We start from the raw sequence: 19,900 nt of genomic DNA, 5'->3' as shown, positions 1-19,900 counted from the left end.
CGGTTATCATCAAAATAAAATATTGTAAAAAATACTGCTACTAATCCTCCTGTTTCTAAGCCGTAAATAGTCCAATTATTATATGAGGCAGCATGCTATTCTTCTGCTTTAGTCGGTAGAACATAATACCTGCTGCGAATACAATGCAATAACCTGCTATAGACAGTGAACTATAAACAGTGAAGTCAGTATTCGTTTGCATGTTAAACCTAATTTCGAGATTAAAAGAACTGTGAAACGATTACTGTTACAAAGGAACTCATGGATTTCGGCATACCCATGCCATTCTACTGCTAGAATCAGGGGCAAGAGCTTAGTTTTGTATCAAAGCGGCTCAGGCATAAGACGATAAAAACCACAGCGGACATATACCTATCTATTACCCAAAAAAATTGAAGAAGGCGAACTTAAAAAAGTTCGCCTCCTACACCAAAAGGTCAATCTAAGTCGGCACGAAATCGGAATAAGCGATTCCAGCCTGTAGTTTTTTATCCTTCAATCCTTGTTCCAGCAAGGGTTGAAGGGCATTACCCAATACTACCCTCCATCTCGAACTTAATCAACCGGTTCATCTCCACCGCATATTCCATCGGCAGTTCCTTCGTGAACGGCTCGATAAAGCCCATGACGATCATCTGTGTCGCTTCCGCCTGGCTGAGACCGCGGCTCATCAGGTAGAACAGCTGATCCTCGGATACTTTGGAGACCGTCGCTTCATGCTCAAGCGTAATGTTGTCGTTCATGATCTCGTTGTACGGGATCGTATCCGACGTCGACTCATTGTCGAGAATGAGCGTGTCGCATTGGATGTTCGCTTTGGACCCTTCGGAATTGCGTCCGAACGAAGCCAAACCGCGGTACGTTACTTTTCCGCCGTGCTTGCTGATCGACTTGGAGACGATCGTAGACGTCGTTTCCGGTGCAAGGTGAATCATCTTGGCGCCCGCATCCTGGTGTTGCCCTTTGCCGGCTACAGCGATCGAGAGTACCATACCTTTGGCACCGCGGCCTTTTAGGATAACTGCCGGGTATTTCATCGTCAGCTTGGAGCCGATGTTGCCGTCGACCCATTCCATCGTCGCGTTTTCTTCGGCTACCGCGCGTTTGGTAACAAGGTTGTAAATATTCGGCGCCCAGTTCTGGATCGTGGTGTAACGAACGCGAGAATTTTTCTTGCAAATGATCTCAACGACAGCGCTGTGCAGCGAGTTCGTGCTGTAGATCGGAGCCGTACAACCTTCGACGTAATGGACGAAGCTGTCCTCGTCGGCGATAATCAGCGTCCGTTCGAATTGTCCCATATTCTCGGAGTTGATCCGGAAATAGGCCTGCAGCGGAATTTCGCACTTGACGCCCTTCGGTACGTAGATAAAGCTTCCGCCCGACCAGACGGCGCTATTCAACGCAGCGAATTTGTTATCCGTAATCGGAACGATCGTCGAGAAGTACTCCTTGACAATCTCCGGATGCTCGCGAAGCGCAGTATCCATATCGGTAAACAAGACGCCCTGCTTCTCGAGATCTTCCTGCATGCTGTGGTAAACGACCTCAGATTCGTACTGGGCCGATACTCCTGCAAGGAACTTCTGCTCCGCTTCGGGAATGCCGAGCTTGTCAAACGTATTTTTAATTTCCTGCGGCACTTCCTCCCACGTCTTGCCTTGTTTCTCCGAAGGTTTAACGTAGTAGGTGATGTCATTGAAATCGAGATCGTCCAGATCGCCGCCCCAACGCGGCATCGCCATCTTGTTGAACTGCTCCAGCGATTTCAGACGAAAATCGAGCATCCATTGCGGTTCGTTTTTCATCTTCGAAATCTCGGTGACGATTTCTTTCGTCAGCCCTTTTTCCGAACGAAAAACGTTCTGGTGCTCGTCGCGAAAGCCATATTTATAATCTTCCATTTCCGGCATTTGCTTAGCCATCTTCGAATCCCTCCTTGTTGTTATCATCGAACTGCTCAGCCGATGCTCTCAAAGAATTGCTCCGTATTCCGCAAAGCGCGGACCAGCAGTTCCACTTCCTGCTCGGTATTGTACAAATAAAAGCTTGCTCTAGCCGTGGCATTCACATTCAGCCATCTCATCAGCGGCTGGCAGCAATGATGTCCCGCGCGGATGGCGATGCCCTCTTGATCGATGACCGTGGCTACATCGTGCGCATGAATTTCCTTCAGGTTGAACGTAACGAGGCCGGTTCGGTTATCCCGCGGTCCGTAGATGGTCAACCCTTCGATCTGCGACAGCTGCTCATAAGCAAGTTTGGCCAAATGCGTATCGTGCGCATGAATCCGGTCCATCCCGACTTCCGTCAAAAAATCGATCGCGGCTCCGAGACCTACCGCACCGGCGATAATGGGCGTGCCGCCCTCGAACTTGTAAGGCAGCTCCTTAAACGTAGATTCGTACAGGTCGACGCGGTCGATCATTTCGCCGCCAAACTCGATCGGCTCCATGTTGTCGAGCAGCGCTTTTTTCCCATACAGGGCCCCGATTCCGGTCGGTCCGCACATCTTATGCCCGGAGAAGGCATAAAAATCGCAATCCAGGTCCTGCACGTCTACCTTCAAGTGAGGCGTACTTTGCGCGCCGTCCACGACCATAACCGCACCGTTGCGATGAGCGATGGCCGCAAGCTCCTTAACCGGGTTCGTGACGCCAAGGACGTTGGACACATACACGACAGATACGATTTTGGTCCGTTCCGTAATCGTCTTCTCTGCATCTTCCAGCGTAATCGAGCCGTCGGGCTGAAGCGGAATATATTTGAGCGTGGCGCCGGTCGCTTTGGCGACCTGCTGCCACGGAATGAGATTGCTATGGTGCTCCATCGGAGTCAGGACGATCTCGTCCCCTTCCCGGCATACGGAGCGGGCGTAGCTGAAGGCGACCAGATTAAGCGCCGTCGTCGTTCCCCGCGTGAAGATGATTTCCTCGCGAAACTTCGCATTCAAAAACGCGGCGACTTTATCGCGTGCGCCTTCGTATGCGTCGGTGGCGCGGGAACCTAGCGTATGAACGCCGCGGTGAACGTTCGAATGATCCAGCTCATAGTAGCGTTTTATAGCTTCGATAACGGAACGCGGTCTTTGCGAGCTTGCCCCGTTATCCAGGTAAACGAGCGGATGACCGTTTACTTCCTGGTGGAGGATCGGAAACTGTTCGCGAATTTCGGCTCCGAGGCTGCTCATTGTCCGAGCTTCCTCTCAACGAGCGCCTGGAGCTGCTTCTGAACGTTCTCAAGCGGAATTTCGCTGATGACGGGGGCAAGGAATCCGTATACGACCAGCTTATGCGCTTCGGTCCGGGTAATACCGCGGGACATCAGATAGTGCATATGCTCCGGGTTCACTTGGCCTACGCTGGCCGCATGGCCCGCTTTTACGTCATCCTCGTCGATCAGCAGCATCGGGTTCGCATCGCCGCGGGCTCTAGGGCTCAGCATAAGCACGCGTTCCGTCTGCTCGCCGTTCGCTCCTGTCGCCCCCTTCTCGATCTTCGTAATACCGTTGATGATCGCAGTCGCCTCATCCTGCATAACCGCTCTCGTAATCATATCGCTCGGCGTGCTCTTGCCGAAATGAACGGCGCGGGTCGTCAAGTTGAGCTTCTGGTCGGATTTACCGACGGAAATCACTTTAGCGTCGGAGCTCGAGCCGTTGCCTTTAAGCAGCGTGCTCGTGTCGGCCATGGCGTTGCCGCTGTTCAGCTCGCCGATAATCCACTCGATGCGGGCATCGTTATCCGTGACGGCACGACGGTACGTAATACCTGTGGAGCCTTTGCCCAAATCGTGTACGGAAGCGAACTGTACGTTGGCGCCAGCTTTGGCGACGACTTCGACGATCCCGTTATGAACGAATTCTTTGCCGTCTTCGGAGATATAATTATCTACGTATACGACAGAGCTGTTCGACTCGGCTATGATCAGCACGTGAGGAGCGAAAGTCGCTTCCGCGTCGTCAGCGATGAAGATCGCTTGCAGCGGAACTTTCACTTCCACGTTTTTGGGAACATAGAGGAAAACCCCTCCGTTCCAGAGAGCAGCGTGAAGCGCCGTCAGCCGGTTCTCGTCCGCTTTGACGACCGTCATGAAATGTTTTTGCACCAAGTCGCCGTGCTCTTTAAGAGCCGTTTCCAGGTCGGTGAAAATAACGCCTTGCTCGGCCAACTCGCCCGACAGCTCGCTCCAGACGATACCAGAGTTACGCTGTACGAGCAAATTTGTCGTTTCGCCGGAATCTCCGAGCAGCAGTTTGGCCGCCTCCGGCAGCGCTCCCGCCCCTTGAAGTCTCGCAGGCGCTTTATAGGTTCCGTAGGAAGTGAGGTTCCAACGGTCGATTCTCGTTTTTTCCAGTTTCGGCAGTTCCAACGAACCGGCCAATTCCAAAGCTTTCAAGCGAAGTTCGGTCATCCATGAAGGCTCGCTGCGGCTTGCGGACAAGTCCGCTACGGAATTCCGGTCGATTGGAAGAACGGTTTGAGAGCTCATATCGATTCCTCCAATTAATATTAGTTTTGTCCGACCGTCTCGTCTACGATCCCAAGCTCTTCCTTGATCCAATCGTAGCCTTCCGCTTCGAGTTTCTCAGCGAGTTCCGGTCCGCCCGATTTCACGATGCGGCCTTGCATCATAACGTGTACGAAATCCGGCTTGACGTAGTTCAGCAGGCGCTGATAGTGAGTAATGATCAGGAAGGCTCTTTCCGGGCTACGCATGGCGTTGACGCCTGCGGCGACGATTTTGAGGGCGTCGATATCGAGACCCGAATCGATTTCGTCGAGAATGACGATTTTCGGATCAAGCAGCATCATCTGCAAAATCTCGTTCCGTTTTTTCTCCCCGCCGGAAAAACCTTCGTTCAAATAACGGTGAGCGAATTCCGGATTCATCTCGAGCTCTTTCATCTTGCCTTCCATTTGGCGGATGAACTTAATAAGCGAGATTTCGTTACCTTCGTCGCGGCGGGCATTTATCGCGCTTCGCAGAAAGTCTGCGTTCGTTACGCCGGGAATTTCGCTAGGATACTGCATAGCGAGGAACAGACCTGCGCGTGCGCGCTCGTCGACGTCCATTTCCAGCACGTCTTCACCGTCAAGCGTAGCGGTACCTTCGGTCACTTCGTATTTGGGATGCCCCATAAGAGCGGATGCGAGTGTACTTTTGCCTGTACCGTTAGGTCCCATGATGGCATGTACTTCCCCACCGTTGATTTCCAGCTGAATGCCTTTCAAAATTTCCTTGTCTTCGATCGATGCTTTCAGACCGTCTATGACAAATTTTGGTGCGTTTGACATATGTGCTTCCCTCCGACTGCGATCTTATATTGGAATCGTTACAAAATGAGTTTCAATATGTGATTGAAATTCATATGAAATGATTCTCATTGATTCTCAGCAATAATTTTATTATAACCTACCCCACCAAATCAATAAAGGGCATTTCGATATATTTCCAGACTGTTTTGTTTAAAAAGTAACAAAACCTTCTTATGTGCGGGAACCAAACCATGCAAACAAGCAAAGAGGCCGCATTTAACGAGTCAAAACCGCCTTATCTCAGCACTTTAGCAGCTTTCACCTGGCTGCCCTTCTTTAAACGCTAAGAAACGTCTTTATTTGTTCCGCCTTCGCTTTAAAAGCCTCATCATCCAGAACCGGCTTCATCGCTCCCGGAGTGAAATCTCCCTCCAGTCTGATCCAGGACGTACAGCCGGAATACGCATCCAGAATCGGAATGCGGACCGGAAGGTCCAGCCTATGTACGCGAAGCACCAGGACGTGCAAAGGCTTTTGCCGCTTCCATTTCAGACGCTCTTCCGCGAAGCGGTCCGTCCATATGTGAGTGCTGCGGATCCGGTCCAGCTGTTCCTGGCTTGTCACCTCGATATCCGCTTCAACGGTTGCGAAACATTCGATATCCGCATATGTTTGCTGCGGGCTCCAGCCTGCCAGCGTTTCGTCCAATCCGGCGCCGGCTTCTTCCTTCAGTAATTCCCGTTTTTGGTGCTCGTAAGTCGGGTACAGCCAAAAAGACGGGCTTTTCAAATGAAAATCCCGGGTTTCCTCCGCAATACCGCCCTTTCGCATCAGAACAATCTGCGTTCCTTCTGCAAGCGCGCGTATCGCTACCGCCCATTCCTTAAGGGCGACCGGTTGCATCCTTTCCATAAAACCTCACACCTCCAATGAACCCCATTATACCTTGCAGGCAAAACAAAGCAACCCCTTGCGCCGCATAATAACCTCCATTTAACCGAACCTTATAAAAGCATTCGCTGCACCCCATATCCCCTATCCGAACACGAAAGAAGGTGACCGCATGAGAGAAGGATTGGTACCTGCCGTTCTCGGAACGGCGGTGGCGGCTTCCGGCGCTGCGCTGCGCAGTAAATTCCCGGCGGCGGGCTGGGGCATTCTCGGCTTCGGACTCGCTCACATCGTATTAGGAGCTATCGATTTGGTGGAGCATCGGAGGTAACAGCAAAAAACGTCAGGTAGAGCCCTCCAAGCTCCCTGACGTTTTTTCTATAATAAGCAAAGTTGGCGGATACGATGCTGCGACGGTCCGAGAGGAAATGAAGTATTTATCGACGGTGCTGAATATCCGAAAATACGCCGCCTTATGAATGTTGGTTGCCGGTAACGTGCCTTGTTACCCGAGTGTAGCCTCCAGCATCCAGACGTGCTTCTCCAGCGAATTCTGAATCCCTGTGAGCATGTCGGCGGTGGTATGATCTCCGGCTTCATCGGCCTGATCAATGCCTTTGCGCATTTCGGCGATCATCGTCTGAAAATCTTTGACGATTTCCTTGATCATCTGATCGGCGCTTTCGTTGCCGGCCGCTTCCTTCACTGTCGCTTCCGAAAGCATCTCTTTCATCGTAGCGATCGGTTTGCCCTTGATCGACAACACCCGCTCCGCCAGCTCGTCCAAATGGACAGACGCTTCCTCATACAATTCCTGAAACTTTTCATGCAATGTGAAAAAGTTCTTTCCTTTTACAAACCAGTGGTAATTGTGAATTTTCACATACAGGACGCCCCAGTTCGCAATTTGCTTGTTGAGCGTCTCCACGACGGTTTTAATGGTTGCCTCGGTTGCTGTAGCCATAGTTACCAGTGCCTCCTCTTATTGAAAGCTGTACTCATAATGTAAACGGGTTTGCCGTTTTTGAAACAGGCAGCGGAATGCGCTTAGCCTATGCACATTCTTTCCTATTGTGGCTGCCGGGGACGTTTATTATGTAAGTTCCAATTAAATACTATTCTTATTGATAAACTTGGTATTTCCCCGTGTTTCAATTTCGCTTATACTAAGATAAGAGTTTGACCATTTATCGGAGGTGCGTTATGACGCAGTATCACCCGCTTTCGGAAGGGGAAGCCATACAATTTGCCAAATCCATCCCGGATTTGTTCGCAGCGGACGCCCAGCTGATATCCCGTGAAATCGGCGACGGGAACTTGAACCTGGTATTTCATATTACCGAACCGGCGACGGGAAAAAGCATTATATTGAAGCAGGCGCTGCCCTACGCTAAAGTAGTCGGCGAATCATGGCCGCTTACCCTCGACCGCGCAAGGATCGAGAGCGAAGCTTTGCAGTATGAAGGCGCGCTTTGCCCGGACCTCGTTCCGCGCGTGTACCAATACGTTCCCGAGCTGGCGCTCACCGTTATGGAAGATTTGAGCGATCACGTCATCATGAGAAGAGGCTTGATCGAGCGCAACAAGTATCCTAAATTTGCCGGCGATATAGGCCGATTCCTGGCGCATACGCTTTTCTATTCGTCGGATCTCGGCATGAATCAGCAGGACAAAAAAGAACGCGTCAAGCAATTTATCAATCCCGATCTGTGCAAAATAACCGAGGACTTGATCTTCGACGACCCTTACCGTGACGCCGAGACGAACAGCTTCGACGAAACGATCCGCGATGAAGCGGAAGCGCTCTCGAACGATACCGGACTGAAGCTCGAGGTTGCCCGTCTGCGTCATGGCTTCCTGACGAATGCCCAAGCGCTGCTCCATGGCGATCTTCATACCGGAAGTATTTTTATTACCGAACAATCGACGAAGGTAATTGATCCCGAATTCGCCTATTACGGCCCGATGGGCTTCGATATCGGAGCGGTGATCGCCAATCTGCTGCTGAATTTCGCCGGCCAGGAGGGCTGGAGTCCGGATGCAGCCAGTCGTGCGGAATACCGGGAGTACTTGCTTACTACCGTAAAGGACACCTGGACGACGTTCGAGCGGGAATTCCGCAGTCTGTGGAACGACCGCAGTGTGGATCGGATTTCGAACACACCAGGCTTTCAAGACATCTATGTCGAACAACTGCTTCGTGATACAATCGGATATGCCGGCTGTAAAATGGTGCGCCGCATCGTCGGACTGGCCCATGTCGCAGATATCGATAAAATCGAAGATGCAGCCGCCAAAGAACGCGCTCAACGTCTGGCACTTGCCATAGGGAAGGCGCTGATCAAACACCACCGGAGCGCCGCTTCTATCGACGAAGTGCTCGACATCGCTGTCAAAGCAGCCGCTCAATAATAAGGAAGAGTTTCCGAAGGCGATCACGCCCGAGGTAAGCGATAAGGAGATTAGGAATGGAAACTGCACAACAACCGCTGCAGTCTGTCGTATGGGCGGGAGATCATCTGGATCTCCTCGACCAGCGGCTGCTGCCTGAAGAAATCGTCTATTTGGCTTTAACGACGGCAGAGGACGTCTGGGAAGCCATCCGTCATCTGAAAGTGCGCGGAGCTCCGGCGATCGGAATCGCTGCGGCTTTCGGCGTATACTTGGGAGTCAGAGAGGTTTCCGGTGACGCCGAGCAGGTCCAGGCGGAAATCAACCGGCAGGCGGATTACTTGGCCACCTCGCGGCCGACCGCCGTTAACTTGTTCTGGGCGCTGGACCGGATGAAAGCCAAAGCGGAAGCGTTGCTGACGGACGAAGGGTTGCGGGACGGAGAAGTACTGAGGGAAGTGATGCTGTCTGAAGCAATCCAGATCCAGGCCGAGGACGAGGAAACGTGCCGTCTGATCGGCGAACACGCGCTCACCCTGCTGCACGACGGTATCGGGGTGCTGACGCACTGCAACGCGGGCGGACTGGCAACGGCGAAGTACGGAACGGCGCTGGCGCCTTTGTATCTCGCCCAGGAACGCGGCTGGAACGTCAAAGTATTCGCCGACGAGACCCGTCCGGTCCTGCAGGGCTCGCGCTTGACCGCTTTCGAGCTGCAGCAGGCTGGCATCGACGTCACCCTCATCTGCGACAACATGGCCGCCATGGTCATGTCCAAAGGCTGGGTGCAGGCCGTCATCGTCGGCACCGACCGGGTCGCCGCCAACGGCGACGTAGCCAACAAAATCGGCACCTACGGCGTCGCCGTTCTGGCCAAGGCCCACGGCATCCCGTTTTACGTGGCGTGCCCGATGTCGACGATCGACCTGAACACGCCCACCGGCGCAGAGATTCCGATCGAAGAGCGCAATGAAGAGGAAGTCACCGAAGGCTTCGGCAAACGCACGGCTCCACGCGGCGTCAAAGTATTCAACCCGGCCTTCGACGTAACGCCTAACGAATACGTGACCGCTATTATTACGGAGAAAGGTGTCGTTCAGGCGCCATACGGGGAGAATTTGAGGAAGTTGTTTGGGTGAGGAGCTAACATATAGTGGACGAAAAGCAGATAGGTTAGTCGTTCAGACGATAAATCCAATCAGCTTTTCGTTTGCTATTAGCAGCTAAGTTATTTGATGAGTAAGAAACTTAAAACAAGTTGCTTCAGTTCCTCTACATAGGGTTTAACACTATCATCATTCATGCCCGAATCCAGTTCATGTTTCGTAATAAACTTCTGCAATTCCTCCGTAAATTGGTGATAAGTATTTAATTCTTTGATCGGAACCATTGTACGGATCTACTCTCCCTTTTCCTTATTAATAGAGTGGCTATAAACAAAACCAAGCAGCAGCCAAAAATAAGGAGCAACAGATACTACACTAACGTTAAAGAAAGCCTGAACCAAATACCCCGTTATCGCAGCTAGGCACCCAAATGCCAGGATCTGTTTCTCTCCGCTCAACGTTCGAGCAGCACGGAAGCCGCTGTAACAAACGACCCCTATGAATAATAAGTAGACGAATAAGGCAGGTACCCCCAACGTTAAAGCGATCTGAAGATAATCATTGTTCGCATCATATATCGGACCTGATCTCAAGTACTTAAAGAAATCAGAGTCAATTCCGGGGTGGAAAACTAACTGAAACGTATTGGGTCCCGAACCGAACCAAAAATGTTCCGGGATTAATGGCAATGTAATTTTCCATATATACCAGCGTGTTGCACCTGCATTATTACTATCGACATTGGTTAAGATTCTTTGCGCATCCTCAACTATCGTCTTGGCTCGCGTTAAATAGTCTTGTTGAGAAAAGAGGTTCATGACCACGAAGATTAATATAATGAGCGTTAATAGAACCATCCATTTTCTCCATAAATCTCTTCGTTTCCAAGCAACTAATACCGATAAGGTGATGAGTCCGACTAAGCTCCCCAGCCAAGCGCTCCGTGTTTCTGACCCTAGTAATGCGATACCGAGCAGACATAATATGAACAAATATAAGATTTCTTGTATTCTGCCGTTTGCCCCTAAATATAAAGCAAATACCATAACTACAGCCAAAACCAGATAAGCCCCGAAATAATCGGGGTTATCAAAAAAAGAAAAGCTCCTGTTTTTGTAAACGTAACTCAAGATAAAATCTTGAGGCAAAAGTTTTACACCATAATGTTGTGCAATCCCATAACCAGCGCAAAGGGAGGAACTGATCGTCATATATATGATGATTTTTTTATGAGAATCCGGATGAAAAAAACGAGATGCACTAAAGAATAACAAGGCGTAAGAGAACATAACCAAGATCCCGTAATGCTGTGTTAAATATCCTACAAAAGATTTTTGTAAGGACAGGATGGTTGAAAACCCAACTAACAATAAAAAAAATAGTAAGAGCCCATCGGCAAGTCCGAATGATTCGATCCGCACCATTCGTTTCTTCTGTCGTTCGCCAGTAGACCAAATAAATGCACATAGTAAGATAGAGAAACCTATTAAATAGTAAGCTTTCATATTCGTGTAGTAATAGGCTTCTCCCCAAGGATTAATAAGAAAAGGGTATGAAAATGAAAAAAAAACTAGTACAACAGAAATAATTCGGCCCCTCATCCGTAAATCCACAACTTCACCTCAAGTTAAAATACCCTAATAAAAAGTATGCAATTGGTTCAAGACATACCTCAAAGTCCGATTTGATAATCGCTTTTTTTCTCCATTAAGAATCAAAGCCCGTGTCTTCCCTTATAGTCTCTTCGTATATTAGCGTTTATGAATCTTTTCACTTTCTAGTATAGCCCCCAAATAGTCGAGGAGGTCTCTTCTTAAATCTTCTCTCTGCAACGCAAAGTCAATAGTAGCCCGAATAAAACCGAACTTATCCCCCACATCGTAGCGCGTGCCTTGAAAATGGTAAGCCAGAACAGACTGCTCTCCGTTCAAACGTTTAATTGCATCCGTCAGTTGAATTTCACCGCCGGCTCCCGGTTCCTGATACTCGAGTGCATCAAATATTTCCGGACGCAAAATGTATCGTCCCATAATAGCATAGTTAGAAGGAGCTTCTTCCGGTTTCGGCTTTTCGACAAATGAACTGACATGAATGATATTCGGCTCGATTTCCCCACCGCCTGGAGCAATGATCCCATATTTGGACACATCCTCGTCCGCCACTTTCTGAACTCCGACAACCGAGGAGTGATATCGGTTGTAGACCTCGATCAGTTGCTTTAGACAAGGCTTCTCGGACTGGATTACATCGTCCCCTAGTAGCACCGCAAACGGTTCGTCGCCGATAAACGAGCGTGCGCACCAAATGGCGTGGCCGAGCCCAAGCGGCTCCTTTTGCCGAATGTAGTGAATGTTCGCCATTTCGGAAATGGCGCGGATTTGCCCCAAGTCTTTCAGCATGTTTTTCTTCAGCAGCGTTTCTTCCAGTTCAAACGATTTATCGAAATGATCCTCAATTGCCCGTTTGCCGCGCCCGCTAATAATCAATATATCTTCGATTCCCGATTGAATCGCTTCTTCCACAATGTATTGGATCGTCGGCTTGTCGACGATCGGTAGCATTTCCTTTGGCTGCGCCTTCGTAGCGGGCAAGAACCGAGTTCCTAATCCCGCAGCGGGAATAATCGCTTTTCTGACTTTCATATTTTCTCACCCTCCGATATTCGTTGTTGCCCTTCGTGCGGCAGAATACGCCTCCGCTTACATAGTCCTGCTTACCGCTTTACTTCATGAGGGGATTGAGCCGCAAACCATTCCGTAAACTTCTTGACTCCATTCTTGAATTCCCATATGGGAGCATAACCTAGTTCCTCCTTCGCTTTCCGAATATCTGCAAATGTCCGGTTCACGTCTCCCGGCTGCATCGGCATTTGGTCGATAAGCGCTTTTTGGCCGAGCGCTTCCTCGATTGCTTCGACCATTTGGCTCAAGCGAATCGTGTTCGATTCACCCAGATTAAACACTTCGTATTTCCGTTCGTCGTCTGCATCTGTCCAGGCGATCGCCTTGATTACGCCGTCAATAATATCCTCAATGTACGTGTAATCTCGTTCTGTCGAGCCATCCCCGTAATAAGGAATCGGTTGCCCTGTGGAAATTAGCTTCGTAAATTTATGTATGGCAAGATCAGGTCTTTGTCTGGGGCCGTAAACGGTAAAAAATCGCAAACAAGCCATATTGATACCATACAAACTGTGGTAAGTATGACAGAGTAGCTCTCCAGCTTTTTTCGTTGCCGCGTAAGGAGATATTGGAAAGTCGACAACATCCTCCTCGGCAAAAGGCACTTTGCTGTTATTTCCGTATATGGAGGACGAGGAGGCAAAGACAAATCGCTGAATATGGTGCTTTTGGCTCATCTCCAGCATATTCACGGTTCCGTTAATGTTAACATCCGTATAGAGTACGGGGTCTTGTATAGAGGGTCTTACCCCCGCATAAGCGGCGAGATGGACAATCGCGTCCGCCCGATTTTCCTTGAATACCCGGCTTAAAAAATGGCGGTCCCGAATATCTCCTTCTTCAACCCGGTAACGATCTTCGCTCAAACGCAGCTCGTGAACGAGTTGGCGGGTGGCCCGTACATTATCCCTCTTGATAGCCGGATTGTAATAGTTGTTAAAGTTGTCGATATTGATAACCCGGTTTCCTTGGCACAGCAAGGCATCACAAAGATGAGACCCGATGAATCCGGCTCCCCCTGTCACAACGATCGTATTCGATTCCATTTATCGGCCCACTCCTTCGTAAACAAAACCTAATGGCTCCACTTCACTGCGCTCATATACATTGCGAAGATCGAAGAAATGATTACCTCTCATACTGGCTTTAATCTTCAGCAAATCGAGGCTGCGAAACTCGTTCCACTCGGTAATCAAAACCAAGGCGTCCGTTCCGATCAATGCCTCGTACTCATTCTCGCAATACACGATTTCGGTGTCGTCCATCGAGCCGTCCCACTCGGCGTTTTTCGTACCCTTGTATTGTTCGAATGCAAACCTGCGTGCATTGTCCATTGCGATCGGATCGTATACCTTCACTATGGCCCCGCGCTTTAGCAGCTCTTGAATAATAGTGATGGAAGGAGCTTCCCGCATATCGTCCGTCTCGGGCTTGAAGGCCAACCCAAGAATGCCGATCACCTTGCCGCTCAAATTTTCCAGACTTCTTTCCATTTTACGGATCATATAGCTTTTTTGGTTCTCGTTCGCGGAAACAACGGATTGTACAAGGCTCATTGGCACATCGAATGCTTGCCCTATGTTGACCAGCGCTTTCGTGTCTTTCGGGAAGCAACTGCCGCCATATCCCGGCCCTGGGTGAAGAAAATATTTTCCTATTCTTTCGTCAAGACCCATAGCTTTCGATATGTGGTGGACATCCGCTCCGATTTTATCGCATAGGTTTGCGATTTCGTTAATGAACGTAATTTTTGTGGCCAGAAACGCATTGGACGCGTATTTAATCAATTCGGCAGTTTCAACGCTGGTGAAAACGAACGGCGTATCGATCAAGTAAAGTACATTATAGATACTTTTCATTATCTCTTTGGCCCGTTCGCTCTCCGAGCCGATAACGATCCGATCCGGATGCATAAAATCACGAACAGCGGCGCCCTCACGCAGAAATTCCGGGTTCGATACGACATCGAAATCGATATCAAGCCCTCTGCAATCCAGCACCGCTTGGATAACTTCCTTCACTTGTTTTCCCGTTCCGACAGGGACCGTGCTTTTGTTAACGATGACTTTATATTCGTTCATATGCTCCGCAATTGACCTCGCGGCTACAAGTACATATTGCAGATCCGCCGAACCATCCTTTCGGGGAGGTGTCCCGACCGCGATAAAAATTGTGTTCGCGCTCTCGACCGTTTCCTGCAAATTTGTAGTAAATTTCAACCTACCCGATCTATAGTTTTTCTCAACAAGCGGCAGCAGCCCTGGTTCGTAGATCGGCAAAATCCCCCGCCGTAAGTTCTCGATTTTGATCTCGTCCACGTCCATGCATGTTACGTTCATGCCGAATTCCGAAAGACACGTGCCGGTGACTAGGCCTACATAGCCAGTTCCGATGATTGAAATGTTCATGTTTGGTTCTCCTTCTTGGGGGTTGATTGACTAAACTTCTCTCGCCGAAAATTTTAGCACCTTATTCTTAAGAAACCGCTCCGAAGCGTTAGCGATCTCTCTCCTCATGCTCGGGAACATAAAAAGAATGCCAATATAAAAACATACACATATAAGGATTGATATTAAACTCCAAATAACACCATCAAACAGATAGCGCAGGAAGTATCCAACTAGCCCCATAGCTATGGCTGCAATAGCAGGCTGCATTGTATTAGTAAAAATCTTGCCAATCGGAATCCCTATTTTAGTCTTAAGGAGAATAAAATGTACCATAATAAATTGGAGTCGAATCCAAGAGCGCGCCAAAACGAGTGCCCAAAAGCCATGATGGGCGCTAATGATACAAACCGGTATAAGTACGACGATGTGAAGCACCTGTGCTGAAAATGATAACTTGGGCCGTCCTTTTGCTCGATATACCTCGCTGCATAAATTGCCAAAAACTATCATTAAGGCACTTGTTAAAGCCCATTGCCCAATTATCTGACTAGCTTCATTCCATTTGCTACCTAATAAAATATTTGTGGCAAGATCGCTATACAAATAAACACCGACACCTAACGGAAAAATAATAACAGAAAGGAGCCTCTGTACCTTGAAGAATAGTTGGTTAAACTGTTCGTTGTTATTTTGCAGTCTCGAAAGTGCCGAGAATAATACCGGAATTACCGCTGATGTAATAATGGCCATAAGCCCGTTTACCATAGTAGTCGATGTCTTATATAGTCCTAAATAATAGGAGCTTAATATTGTTCCTATTATCAATGTATCTGCCCAAACAGAAACCCATATAGAGATCGCTTCTATAAGTGACCATATACTAAACGATAACATTTTTTTCAAAATAGCTATGCGGTAAAATAACGCAGGCTTCCATTTTGATTTTATTGTCAAAATGATCGAGTTTGAAAGCTGGCTGCATATACTTCCTATTATAAGAGCCCAATAACCAAGACCTGTTAGAGCTAAAGGTATTGATACAATAAAAGGAATGCATACTGAAACTAAACGGACCAAAAATAACGTTCTATAATCAAAGTTGCGTCTATACAATGCCATTTGTATACTTGAAAATGATGTAAGCGGTAGCTGAACACAAGCAACTGCGATTACGACGCCCAGCCCAGGATTCCCTACAAGTTCCGCTAACGGATTGCAAAAAAGCACTATAAGTCCCCATATGAATAGTGATATTGCAAGATTTGTCCAAAAAGCCACGTTTGAATTTTGATATAACTCAAGCTCATTGTTAAATTCGTACTGCACTAGATATTTCTGAAAACCAGCATCCGAGAACATATCCGCAAGACTTATAATCATAGTTATTGTTGCCACAATGCCAAACGCCTCTGGTGCCAGCAATCTGGCCAAAATCATATTAATAATAGGCACAGCTAATTTAGCGGCTACTTCGGCTAAAGTCGCCCATTTAGTAGCCCTTAGCATTTTTCCCTTTAACTCCGTAATATTCAATATGGTTCACCTTAACTTTTCAACTTCTATACTGCTGTTCGCGTCGTAAATTCCACTTTCATGCCGCGGAGGCTAATATAATAAAACGATATCATTAAAGCAAACATTATATTTGCAGTAATATCGTAAAAAAGAATAACCCCAGTTGCTAAAAAAAGCATCAAGATCATCAAAACTAAATATAGAATTGCTTGACTTGCAATCAGAGTTTGTTTGTTATATCTGTAAACCAGAAATATGTTATACATAATGATCAAATAGGGGATGAAATACAATATAGGTCCGATAATCCCAGTAGTCGATATAATTTCAGCATAGGTAGAATGACTGTATGTTCCCCACGGACTTAACACGCGGAATTGATTAAATCCGATTCCAAGTAGCGGATTTGATTTAAAGTAGTCAAGTGCCGTTATATACATTTCTTTTCTATTTTGGTCACCTTGATATCCAAGCCCTTCGGTTAGTCTTATGTAAAGAGCGGAATCAAAAAAAACGGGTACAAACTCAATCACACCTACGATCAATGTGGCAGCTATTAAAGTTAAGAAAAGTGTTTTCTTCTTTAAGGAGGAAAACTTCCAATGGTATTTCAAAATAATACAAAGCCACAAAAGAATGAGGATTACTGTAAAAAGGAAGGACTTTCGAGAACCTGTCAGCACTATAGCATACAGCAGCATTCCAATAGCTGCATACGATATAATGAATTTATACGGTTTTCTCAGATCCATAAGTACTAATAAGCAAAATATTCCGTATTGCAAAACCGTTCCATCACTATTGGCGTTAGAACTTGGAGAAAGCATTACCCGCCCATCCATTTTGTATCCCCAAAAAAGAAGCGTGATCGAATAAAAGATGGACAACAATGCAAAAGATTTAACAAAAAAACTGCTACTTCCTTCATTTTTTGCAACATCAAGAATGTATATCATCATTATAAGTGTCTGAAAATATGTAAGGGCTGAGGTAATTAATAAAGATTTATTGAACGCAACGAAATAACCAGTGATAAATATATAGAATAAAAAAATAAGCCATATAAATACAGGCTTTGTCACAAAAAAAGATAGTCGTTTTTTAGCATTCATCTTGTGCAATAACAAGCATCCGATCATTCCCATTCCGATCATCAGAGGTGCATTATGAATGGGATGAAAAAAAAGTTGGAACCAAACAGTATAAAAAATAAATAATATATAAAAAGTTTTAGAAAGTTTATAAAACATTTTATATACCACCCAACTGCTTTTCTATGAAATGAATAACGTTCTTTGCCCTTGTTTGAATATCTAGCCCCTTTGCCATTGAGAGCGAAGCTAGCGACATTTCTTCCTTTATCTGAGGGTTGTCTTTAAGATAGCGAACTGCATCGGCAATTTTATCGATATCGTTACTATCGATTCTTATTGAATTCTGTTCATTTAAAATATCATCGTTGAAGGACTGATCTGATGAGACAATAGGTAAACCGCATGCCATGGCTTCTATTATGGCGTTACAACATCCTTCCGCTAATGTGGGAAGAACAAAAACATCTGCAGCATTTAAATAATGGACAATCTGGTCGTGGGGAAGTTTTCCGCAAAACAATATTCCTTCCCCTTTAGGTATCAACTCACCGGAACCTATATAAACTGACTTCACATCCTTAAGCGTTTGAACTGCTTCTGATAATCTTAATACCCCCTTTCTATTATTGAATGCACCAGTAAAGGCAACAATAAAATCATTTTCCTGGAACCCAAGCTTCCTTCTTGCCTTTAATTTATCTTCCAAATAAAACTTTGAATTATCAATTGCATTGGGAATGACTTGTATCTGATTTTCGGTCGTAAGATTTAAATCTATACTTTCTTTCTTATTTTTTGAAGAAACGCAAATAACTCCTTTAACTTGAGTTAAAATTCTACGTAATTTGGTTTCTTTATAAAGTTCTTGTACTGTAACTCTACTTTCTCCTGATGCAACAAATACAGGTAAATTATTTTCTTGACCAATCATCGACGCTACAACTCCGCAATGCCAAAAATGTCCGTAAAGTATATCTGGGTTAATATTTAACTTTTTATAGGTCTTAATTACAGCTCGTCGCCATAACAAATGAGATAAGTTGACACCAAAAATCTTGATATTTGAAAAGGAAATATACTTTGGCTGGAATATATTGATTCTAGAGTTATGGCTATCCGTCCAATGGTACGGCCTTTTTCCTTTGCTTCTTTTTAGTGTGTTTGTTATACTTTGGGGAACAATGACACTACATTGAACCCCTAAGTCGGCAATTGAACATATTAACTGTCTGACAAAAGTAAATCTAGGGTCATCATCGGTTGGATAACCCTCTGCAACAAAGCAGATATGCTTAACATCCATAAACTGCCTCCATAGGAATTCAATATAAGATTTCTGTTAAAATTTTCATAAGGTATATGCCTCAAATTCACAAATATTTCGGGTGTCAAGAACAAGTTTGTCCTTAATAAGGTCCATGTTGCTCTTAATATGATCGTGTCCAACCATAATAACAAGGATTTTGATGTCGTTTAAGAAGTCCTCGAAATTCATAAATTGATGGTCTACAATTCTTGTTTTCAATAGGGGATCGTACACCTTAATACCAAAAGCTAAGTGTTCGTCCATTTTTTGTAATAATTGAAGTGCAGGGCTCTCCCTTGTATCGTCAACATTCTCTTTATAAGTCAGTCCGTATAGCCCAATTTTAGATATATCATTTACCCTATGTTCCCGCATAATATCTCTGATTCGTCCCAATACATGGTTGGGCATAGAATCGTTAATCTTCCTAGCTGTCAAAATAAGATTTGTTAGATCCGGGTAATCTCCCACTAAAAACCACGGATCAACGGATATACAATGCCCCCCAACCCCTGGTCCAGGTTGTAAAATATTGACCCTTGGATGCTTATTTGCAATTCGAATAATTTCGTAAACATTCATGTTATCTTTCCGACATATTTTCGCCAGCTCGTTTGCAAATGCGATATTAATATCCCTATACGTGTTTTCAATTACCTTTGACATCTCTGCTGATCTTATATCTGTGACTACAATTTCAGCCTTGCAGAAACTTGAATATAGTTCCTTAACATATTCACCAATCTTTCGATCGTCTGCGCCGATTGTCCTAGAATTATGTGCAAGTTCGTAAATCATATTTCCAGGTATAATTCTTTCGGGGGCATGAACCAAATGTATATCTTGTCCAATAATAAATCCTCTTTTCTTAATTTCCGGTCGAATAAATTTATCTATTGAACCTGGAGAAACAGTGGATTCAATTATGAGGATTGCTCCTTTTTCACAAACCTCAAGAACGCTATTTACTGCCGAAATTACATATCTGGGATCTAGTTTCTTTGACTCCTGCAAATATGGTGTCGGAACTGCAAGTAGATATACGCCCGTTTTTTGATATTCTGTAGTGAATTCGATTCCATTAGCACGAGCTTCCTTGAAAACTTCATTTAATCCCATTTCCTCAAAAGTAAGTTTTCCTTCCTTAAGTGTCCTTATTAAATCTGTATTATAATCTGTGCCTACTATCTTCAAACCGCTTTTCGCCAGCATTAAGGCGGTCGGCAAACCTATATAACCTAATCCAATTACATTCAAACGCATTGGCC

The 19,900-nt window shown here is 46.3% G+C and carries 17 protein-coding genes; 3 read left to right on the top strand and 14 right to left on the bottom strand.

What is annotated here, in order from left to right; genetic code table 11:
* Window positions 1-527 precede the first annotated feature (527 nt).
* The 5 genes from sufB to PV433_RS08885 all read right to left on the bottom strand — a co-directional run bounded on the left by sufB (window position 528) and on the right by PV433_RS08885 (window position 6,170).
* Window positions 528-1,925, bottom strand: coding sequence for a Fe-S cluster assembly protein SufB (sufB, locus tag PV433_RS08905; protein WP_332071814.1), 1,398 nt, complete (start codon window positions 1,923-1,925; stop codon window positions 528-530).
* Window positions 1,926-1,960: 35 nt separating this feature from the next.
* The gene (locus PV433_RS08900) at window positions 1,961-3,190 is read right to left on the bottom strand and encodes a cysteine desulfurase (RefSeq protein ID WP_332071813.1); all 1,230 of its coding nucleotides are present in this window, start codon (window positions 3,188-3,190) and stop codon (window positions 1,961-1,963) included.
* The gene (gene sufD / locus PV433_RS08895; protein WP_190931809.1) at window positions 3,187-4,491 is read right to left on the bottom strand and encodes a Fe-S cluster assembly protein SufD; all 1,305 of its coding nucleotides are present in this window, start codon (window positions 4,489-4,491) and stop codon (window positions 3,187-3,189) included. Before sufD ends, PV433_RS08900 begins: the two co-directional genes overlap by 4 nt.
* 20 nt (window positions 4,492-4,511) lie before the next feature.
* Window positions 4,512-5,297, bottom strand: a complete 786-nt coding sequence (gene sufC / locus PV433_RS08890; protein WP_332071812.1) for a Fe-S cluster assembly ATPase SufC — start codon at window positions 5,295-5,297, stop codon at window positions 4,512-4,514.
* Window positions 5,298-5,594: 297 nt separating this feature from the next.
* Window positions 5,595-6,170 (bottom strand): DUF1802 family protein, encoded by a 576-nt coding sequence (locus tag PV433_RS08885; protein WP_332071811.1) that lies wholly within the window; start codon window positions 6,168-6,170, stop codon window positions 5,595-5,597.
* Between the two features lie 151 nt (window positions 6,171-6,321).
* On the opposite strand from PV433_RS08885, the gene PV433_RS08880 reads away from it, so the two are divergent.
* Complete coding sequence (locus tag PV433_RS08880) at window positions 6,322-6,480, top strand: asparagine synthase (protein WP_190931806.1); 159 nt, start codon at window positions 6,322-6,324, stop codon at window positions 6,478-6,480.
* Window positions 6,481-6,654: 174 nt separating this feature from the next.
* On the opposite strand, the gene PV433_RS08875 is transcribed toward PV433_RS08880, so the two are convergent.
* Complete coding sequence (locus PV433_RS08875) at window positions 6,655-7,113, bottom strand: Dps family protein (RefSeq protein ID WP_190931805.1); 459 nt, start codon at window positions 7,111-7,113, stop codon at window positions 6,655-6,657.
* 239 nt (window positions 7,114-7,352) lie between these two features.
* Between PV433_RS08875 and mtnK the strand changes: the two genes are divergently transcribed.
* Window positions 7,353-8,561 (top strand): S-methyl-5-thioribose kinase, encoded by a 1,209-nt coding sequence (gene mtnK, locus PV433_RS08870; RefSeq protein ID WP_332071810.1) that lies wholly within the window; start codon window positions 7,353-7,355, stop codon window positions 8,559-8,561.
* A gap of 56 nt (window positions 8,562-8,617) precedes the next feature.
* Window positions 8,618-9,679 carry an S-methyl-5-thioribose-1-phosphate isomerase gene (gene mtnA / locus PV433_RS08865; protein ID WP_332071809.1) on the top strand — a complete coding sequence of 354 codons (1,062 nt, stop codon included), beginning with the start codon at window positions 8,618-8,620 and terminating at the stop codon, window positions 9,677-9,679.
* A 260-nt stretch (window positions 9,680-9,939) separates the two neighbouring features.
* Here mtnA and PV433_RS08860 read toward each other — a convergent pair whose 3' ends face one another.
* The 8 genes from PV433_RS08860 to PV433_RS08825 all read right to left on the bottom strand — a co-directional run bounded on the left by PV433_RS08860 (window position 9,940) and on the right by PV433_RS08825 (window position 19,895).
* On the bottom strand, window positions 9,940-11,070 hold the full coding sequence (locus PV433_RS08860; RefSeq protein ID WP_332071808.1) for an O-antigen ligase family protein: 1,131 nt from the start codon (window positions 11,068-11,070) through the stop codon (window positions 9,940-9,942).
* A gap of 327 nt (window positions 11,071-11,397) precedes the next feature.
* A complete protein-coding gene (galU, locus tag PV433_RS08855; RefSeq protein ID WP_332071807.1) occupies window positions 11,398-12,288 on the bottom strand; it encodes a UTP--glucose-1-phosphate uridylyltransferase GalU in 891 nt (296 codons plus the stop codon).
* A 71-nt stretch (window positions 12,289-12,359) separates the two neighbouring features.
* Complete coding sequence (locus PV433_RS08850) at window positions 12,360-13,373, bottom strand: GDP-mannose 4,6-dehydratase (RefSeq protein ID WP_332071806.1); 1,014 nt, start codon at window positions 13,371-13,373, stop codon at window positions 12,360-12,362.
* A complete protein-coding gene (locus PV433_RS08845) occupies window positions 13,374-14,735 on the bottom strand; it encodes a UDP-glucose dehydrogenase family protein (RefSeq protein ID WP_332071805.1) in 1,362 nt (453 codons plus the stop codon). It abuts the gene before it with no gap.
* Between the two features lie 30 nt (window positions 14,736-14,765).
* Window positions 14,766-16,250 carry a lipopolysaccharide biosynthesis protein gene (locus PV433_RS08840; protein WP_332071804.1) on the bottom strand — a complete coding sequence of 495 codons (1,485 nt, stop codon included), beginning with the start codon at window positions 16,248-16,250 and terminating at the stop codon, window positions 14,766-14,768.
* Between the two features lie 26 nt (window positions 16,251-16,276).
* Window positions 16,277-17,482: an O-antigen ligase family protein gene (locus PV433_RS08835; RefSeq protein ID WP_332071803.1), complete on the bottom strand. Its 1,206-nt coding sequence runs from the start codon at window positions 17,480-17,482 to the stop codon at window positions 16,277-16,279.
* A 1-nt stretch (window position 17,483) separates the two neighbouring features.
* Window positions 17,484-18,629: a glycosyltransferase family 4 protein gene (locus PV433_RS08830; RefSeq protein WP_332071802.1), complete on the bottom strand. Its 1,146-nt coding sequence runs from the start codon at window positions 18,627-18,629 to the stop codon at window positions 17,484-17,486.
* 45 nt (window positions 18,630-18,674) lie between these two features.
* Entirely contained in the window at window positions 18,675-19,895 is a 1,221-nt protein-coding gene (locus PV433_RS08825; RefSeq protein ID WP_332071801.1) for a nucleotide sugar dehydrogenase, read from the bottom strand.
* Between the last annotated feature and the right edge of the window lie 5 nt (window positions 19,896-19,900).

This window comes from Paenibacillus sp. GYB004, assembly GCF_036577605.1.
GTDB classification, from domain to species: domain Bacteria; phylum Bacillota; class Bacilli; order Paenibacillales; family NBRC-103111; genus Paenibacillus_AB; species Paenibacillus_AB oceani.
The sequence above is the reverse complement of the archived record's forward strand: the minus strand, read 5'-3'. Positions and strand labels throughout refer to the sequence as shown.

Coding starts and splice junctions, on each gene's coding strand:
- sufB (WP_332071814.1), bottom strand. CDS start 1,925: ATGGCTAAGCAAATGCCGGAAATGGAAGATTATAAATATGGCTTTCGC.
- PV433_RS08900 (WP_332071813.1), bottom strand. CDS start 3,190: ATGAGCAGCCTCGGAGCCGAAATTCGCGAACAGTTTCCGATCCTCCAC.
- sufD (WP_190931809.1), bottom strand. CDS start 4,491: ATGAGCTCTCAAACCGTTCTTCCAATCGACCGGAATTCCGTAGCGGAC.
- sufC (WP_332071812.1), bottom strand. CDS start 5,297: ATGTCAAACGCACCAAAATTTGTCATAGACGGTCTGAAAGCATCGATC.
- PV433_RS08885 (WP_332071811.1), bottom strand. CDS start 6,170: ATGGAAAGGATGCAACCGGTCGCCCTTAAGGAATGGGCGGTAGCGATA.
- PV433_RS08880 (WP_190931806.1), top strand. CDS start 6,322: ATGAGAGAAGGATTGGTACCTGCCGTTCTCGGAACGGCGGTGGCGGCT.
- PV433_RS08875 (WP_190931805.1), bottom strand. CDS start 7,113: ATGGCTACAGCAACCGAGGCAACCATTAAAACCGTCGTGGAGACGCTC.
- mtnK (WP_332071810.1), top strand. CDS start 7,353: ATGACGCAGTATCACCCGCTTTCGGAAGGGGAAGCCATACAATTTGCC.
- mtnA (WP_332071809.1), top strand. CDS start 8,618: ATGGAAACTGCACAACAACCGCTGCAGTCTGTCGTATGGGCGGGAGAT.
- PV433_RS08860 (WP_332071808.1), bottom strand. CDS start 11,070: ATGGTGCGGATCGAATCATTCGGACTTGCCGATGGGCTCTTACTATTT.
- galU (WP_332071807.1), bottom strand. CDS start 12,288: ATGAAAGTCAGAAAAGCGATTATTCCCGCTGCGGGATTAGGAACTCGG.
- PV433_RS08850 (WP_332071806.1), bottom strand. CDS start 13,373: ATGGAATCGAATACGATCGTTGTGACAGGGGGAGCCGGATTCATCGGG.
- PV433_RS08845 (WP_332071805.1), bottom strand. CDS start 14,735: ATGAACATTTCAATCATCGGAACTGGCTATGTAGGCCTAGTCACCGGC.
- PV433_RS08835 (WP_332071803.1), bottom strand. CDS start 17,482: ATGTTTTATAAACTTTCTAAAACTTTTTATATATTATTTATTTTTTAT.
- PV433_RS08830 (WP_332071802.1), bottom strand. CDS start 18,629: ATGGATGTTAAGCATATCTGCTTTGTTGCAGAGGGTTATCCAACCGAT.
- PV433_RS08825 (WP_332071801.1), bottom strand. CDS start 19,895: ATGCGTTTGAATGTAATTGGATTAGGTTATATAGGTTTGCCGACCGCC.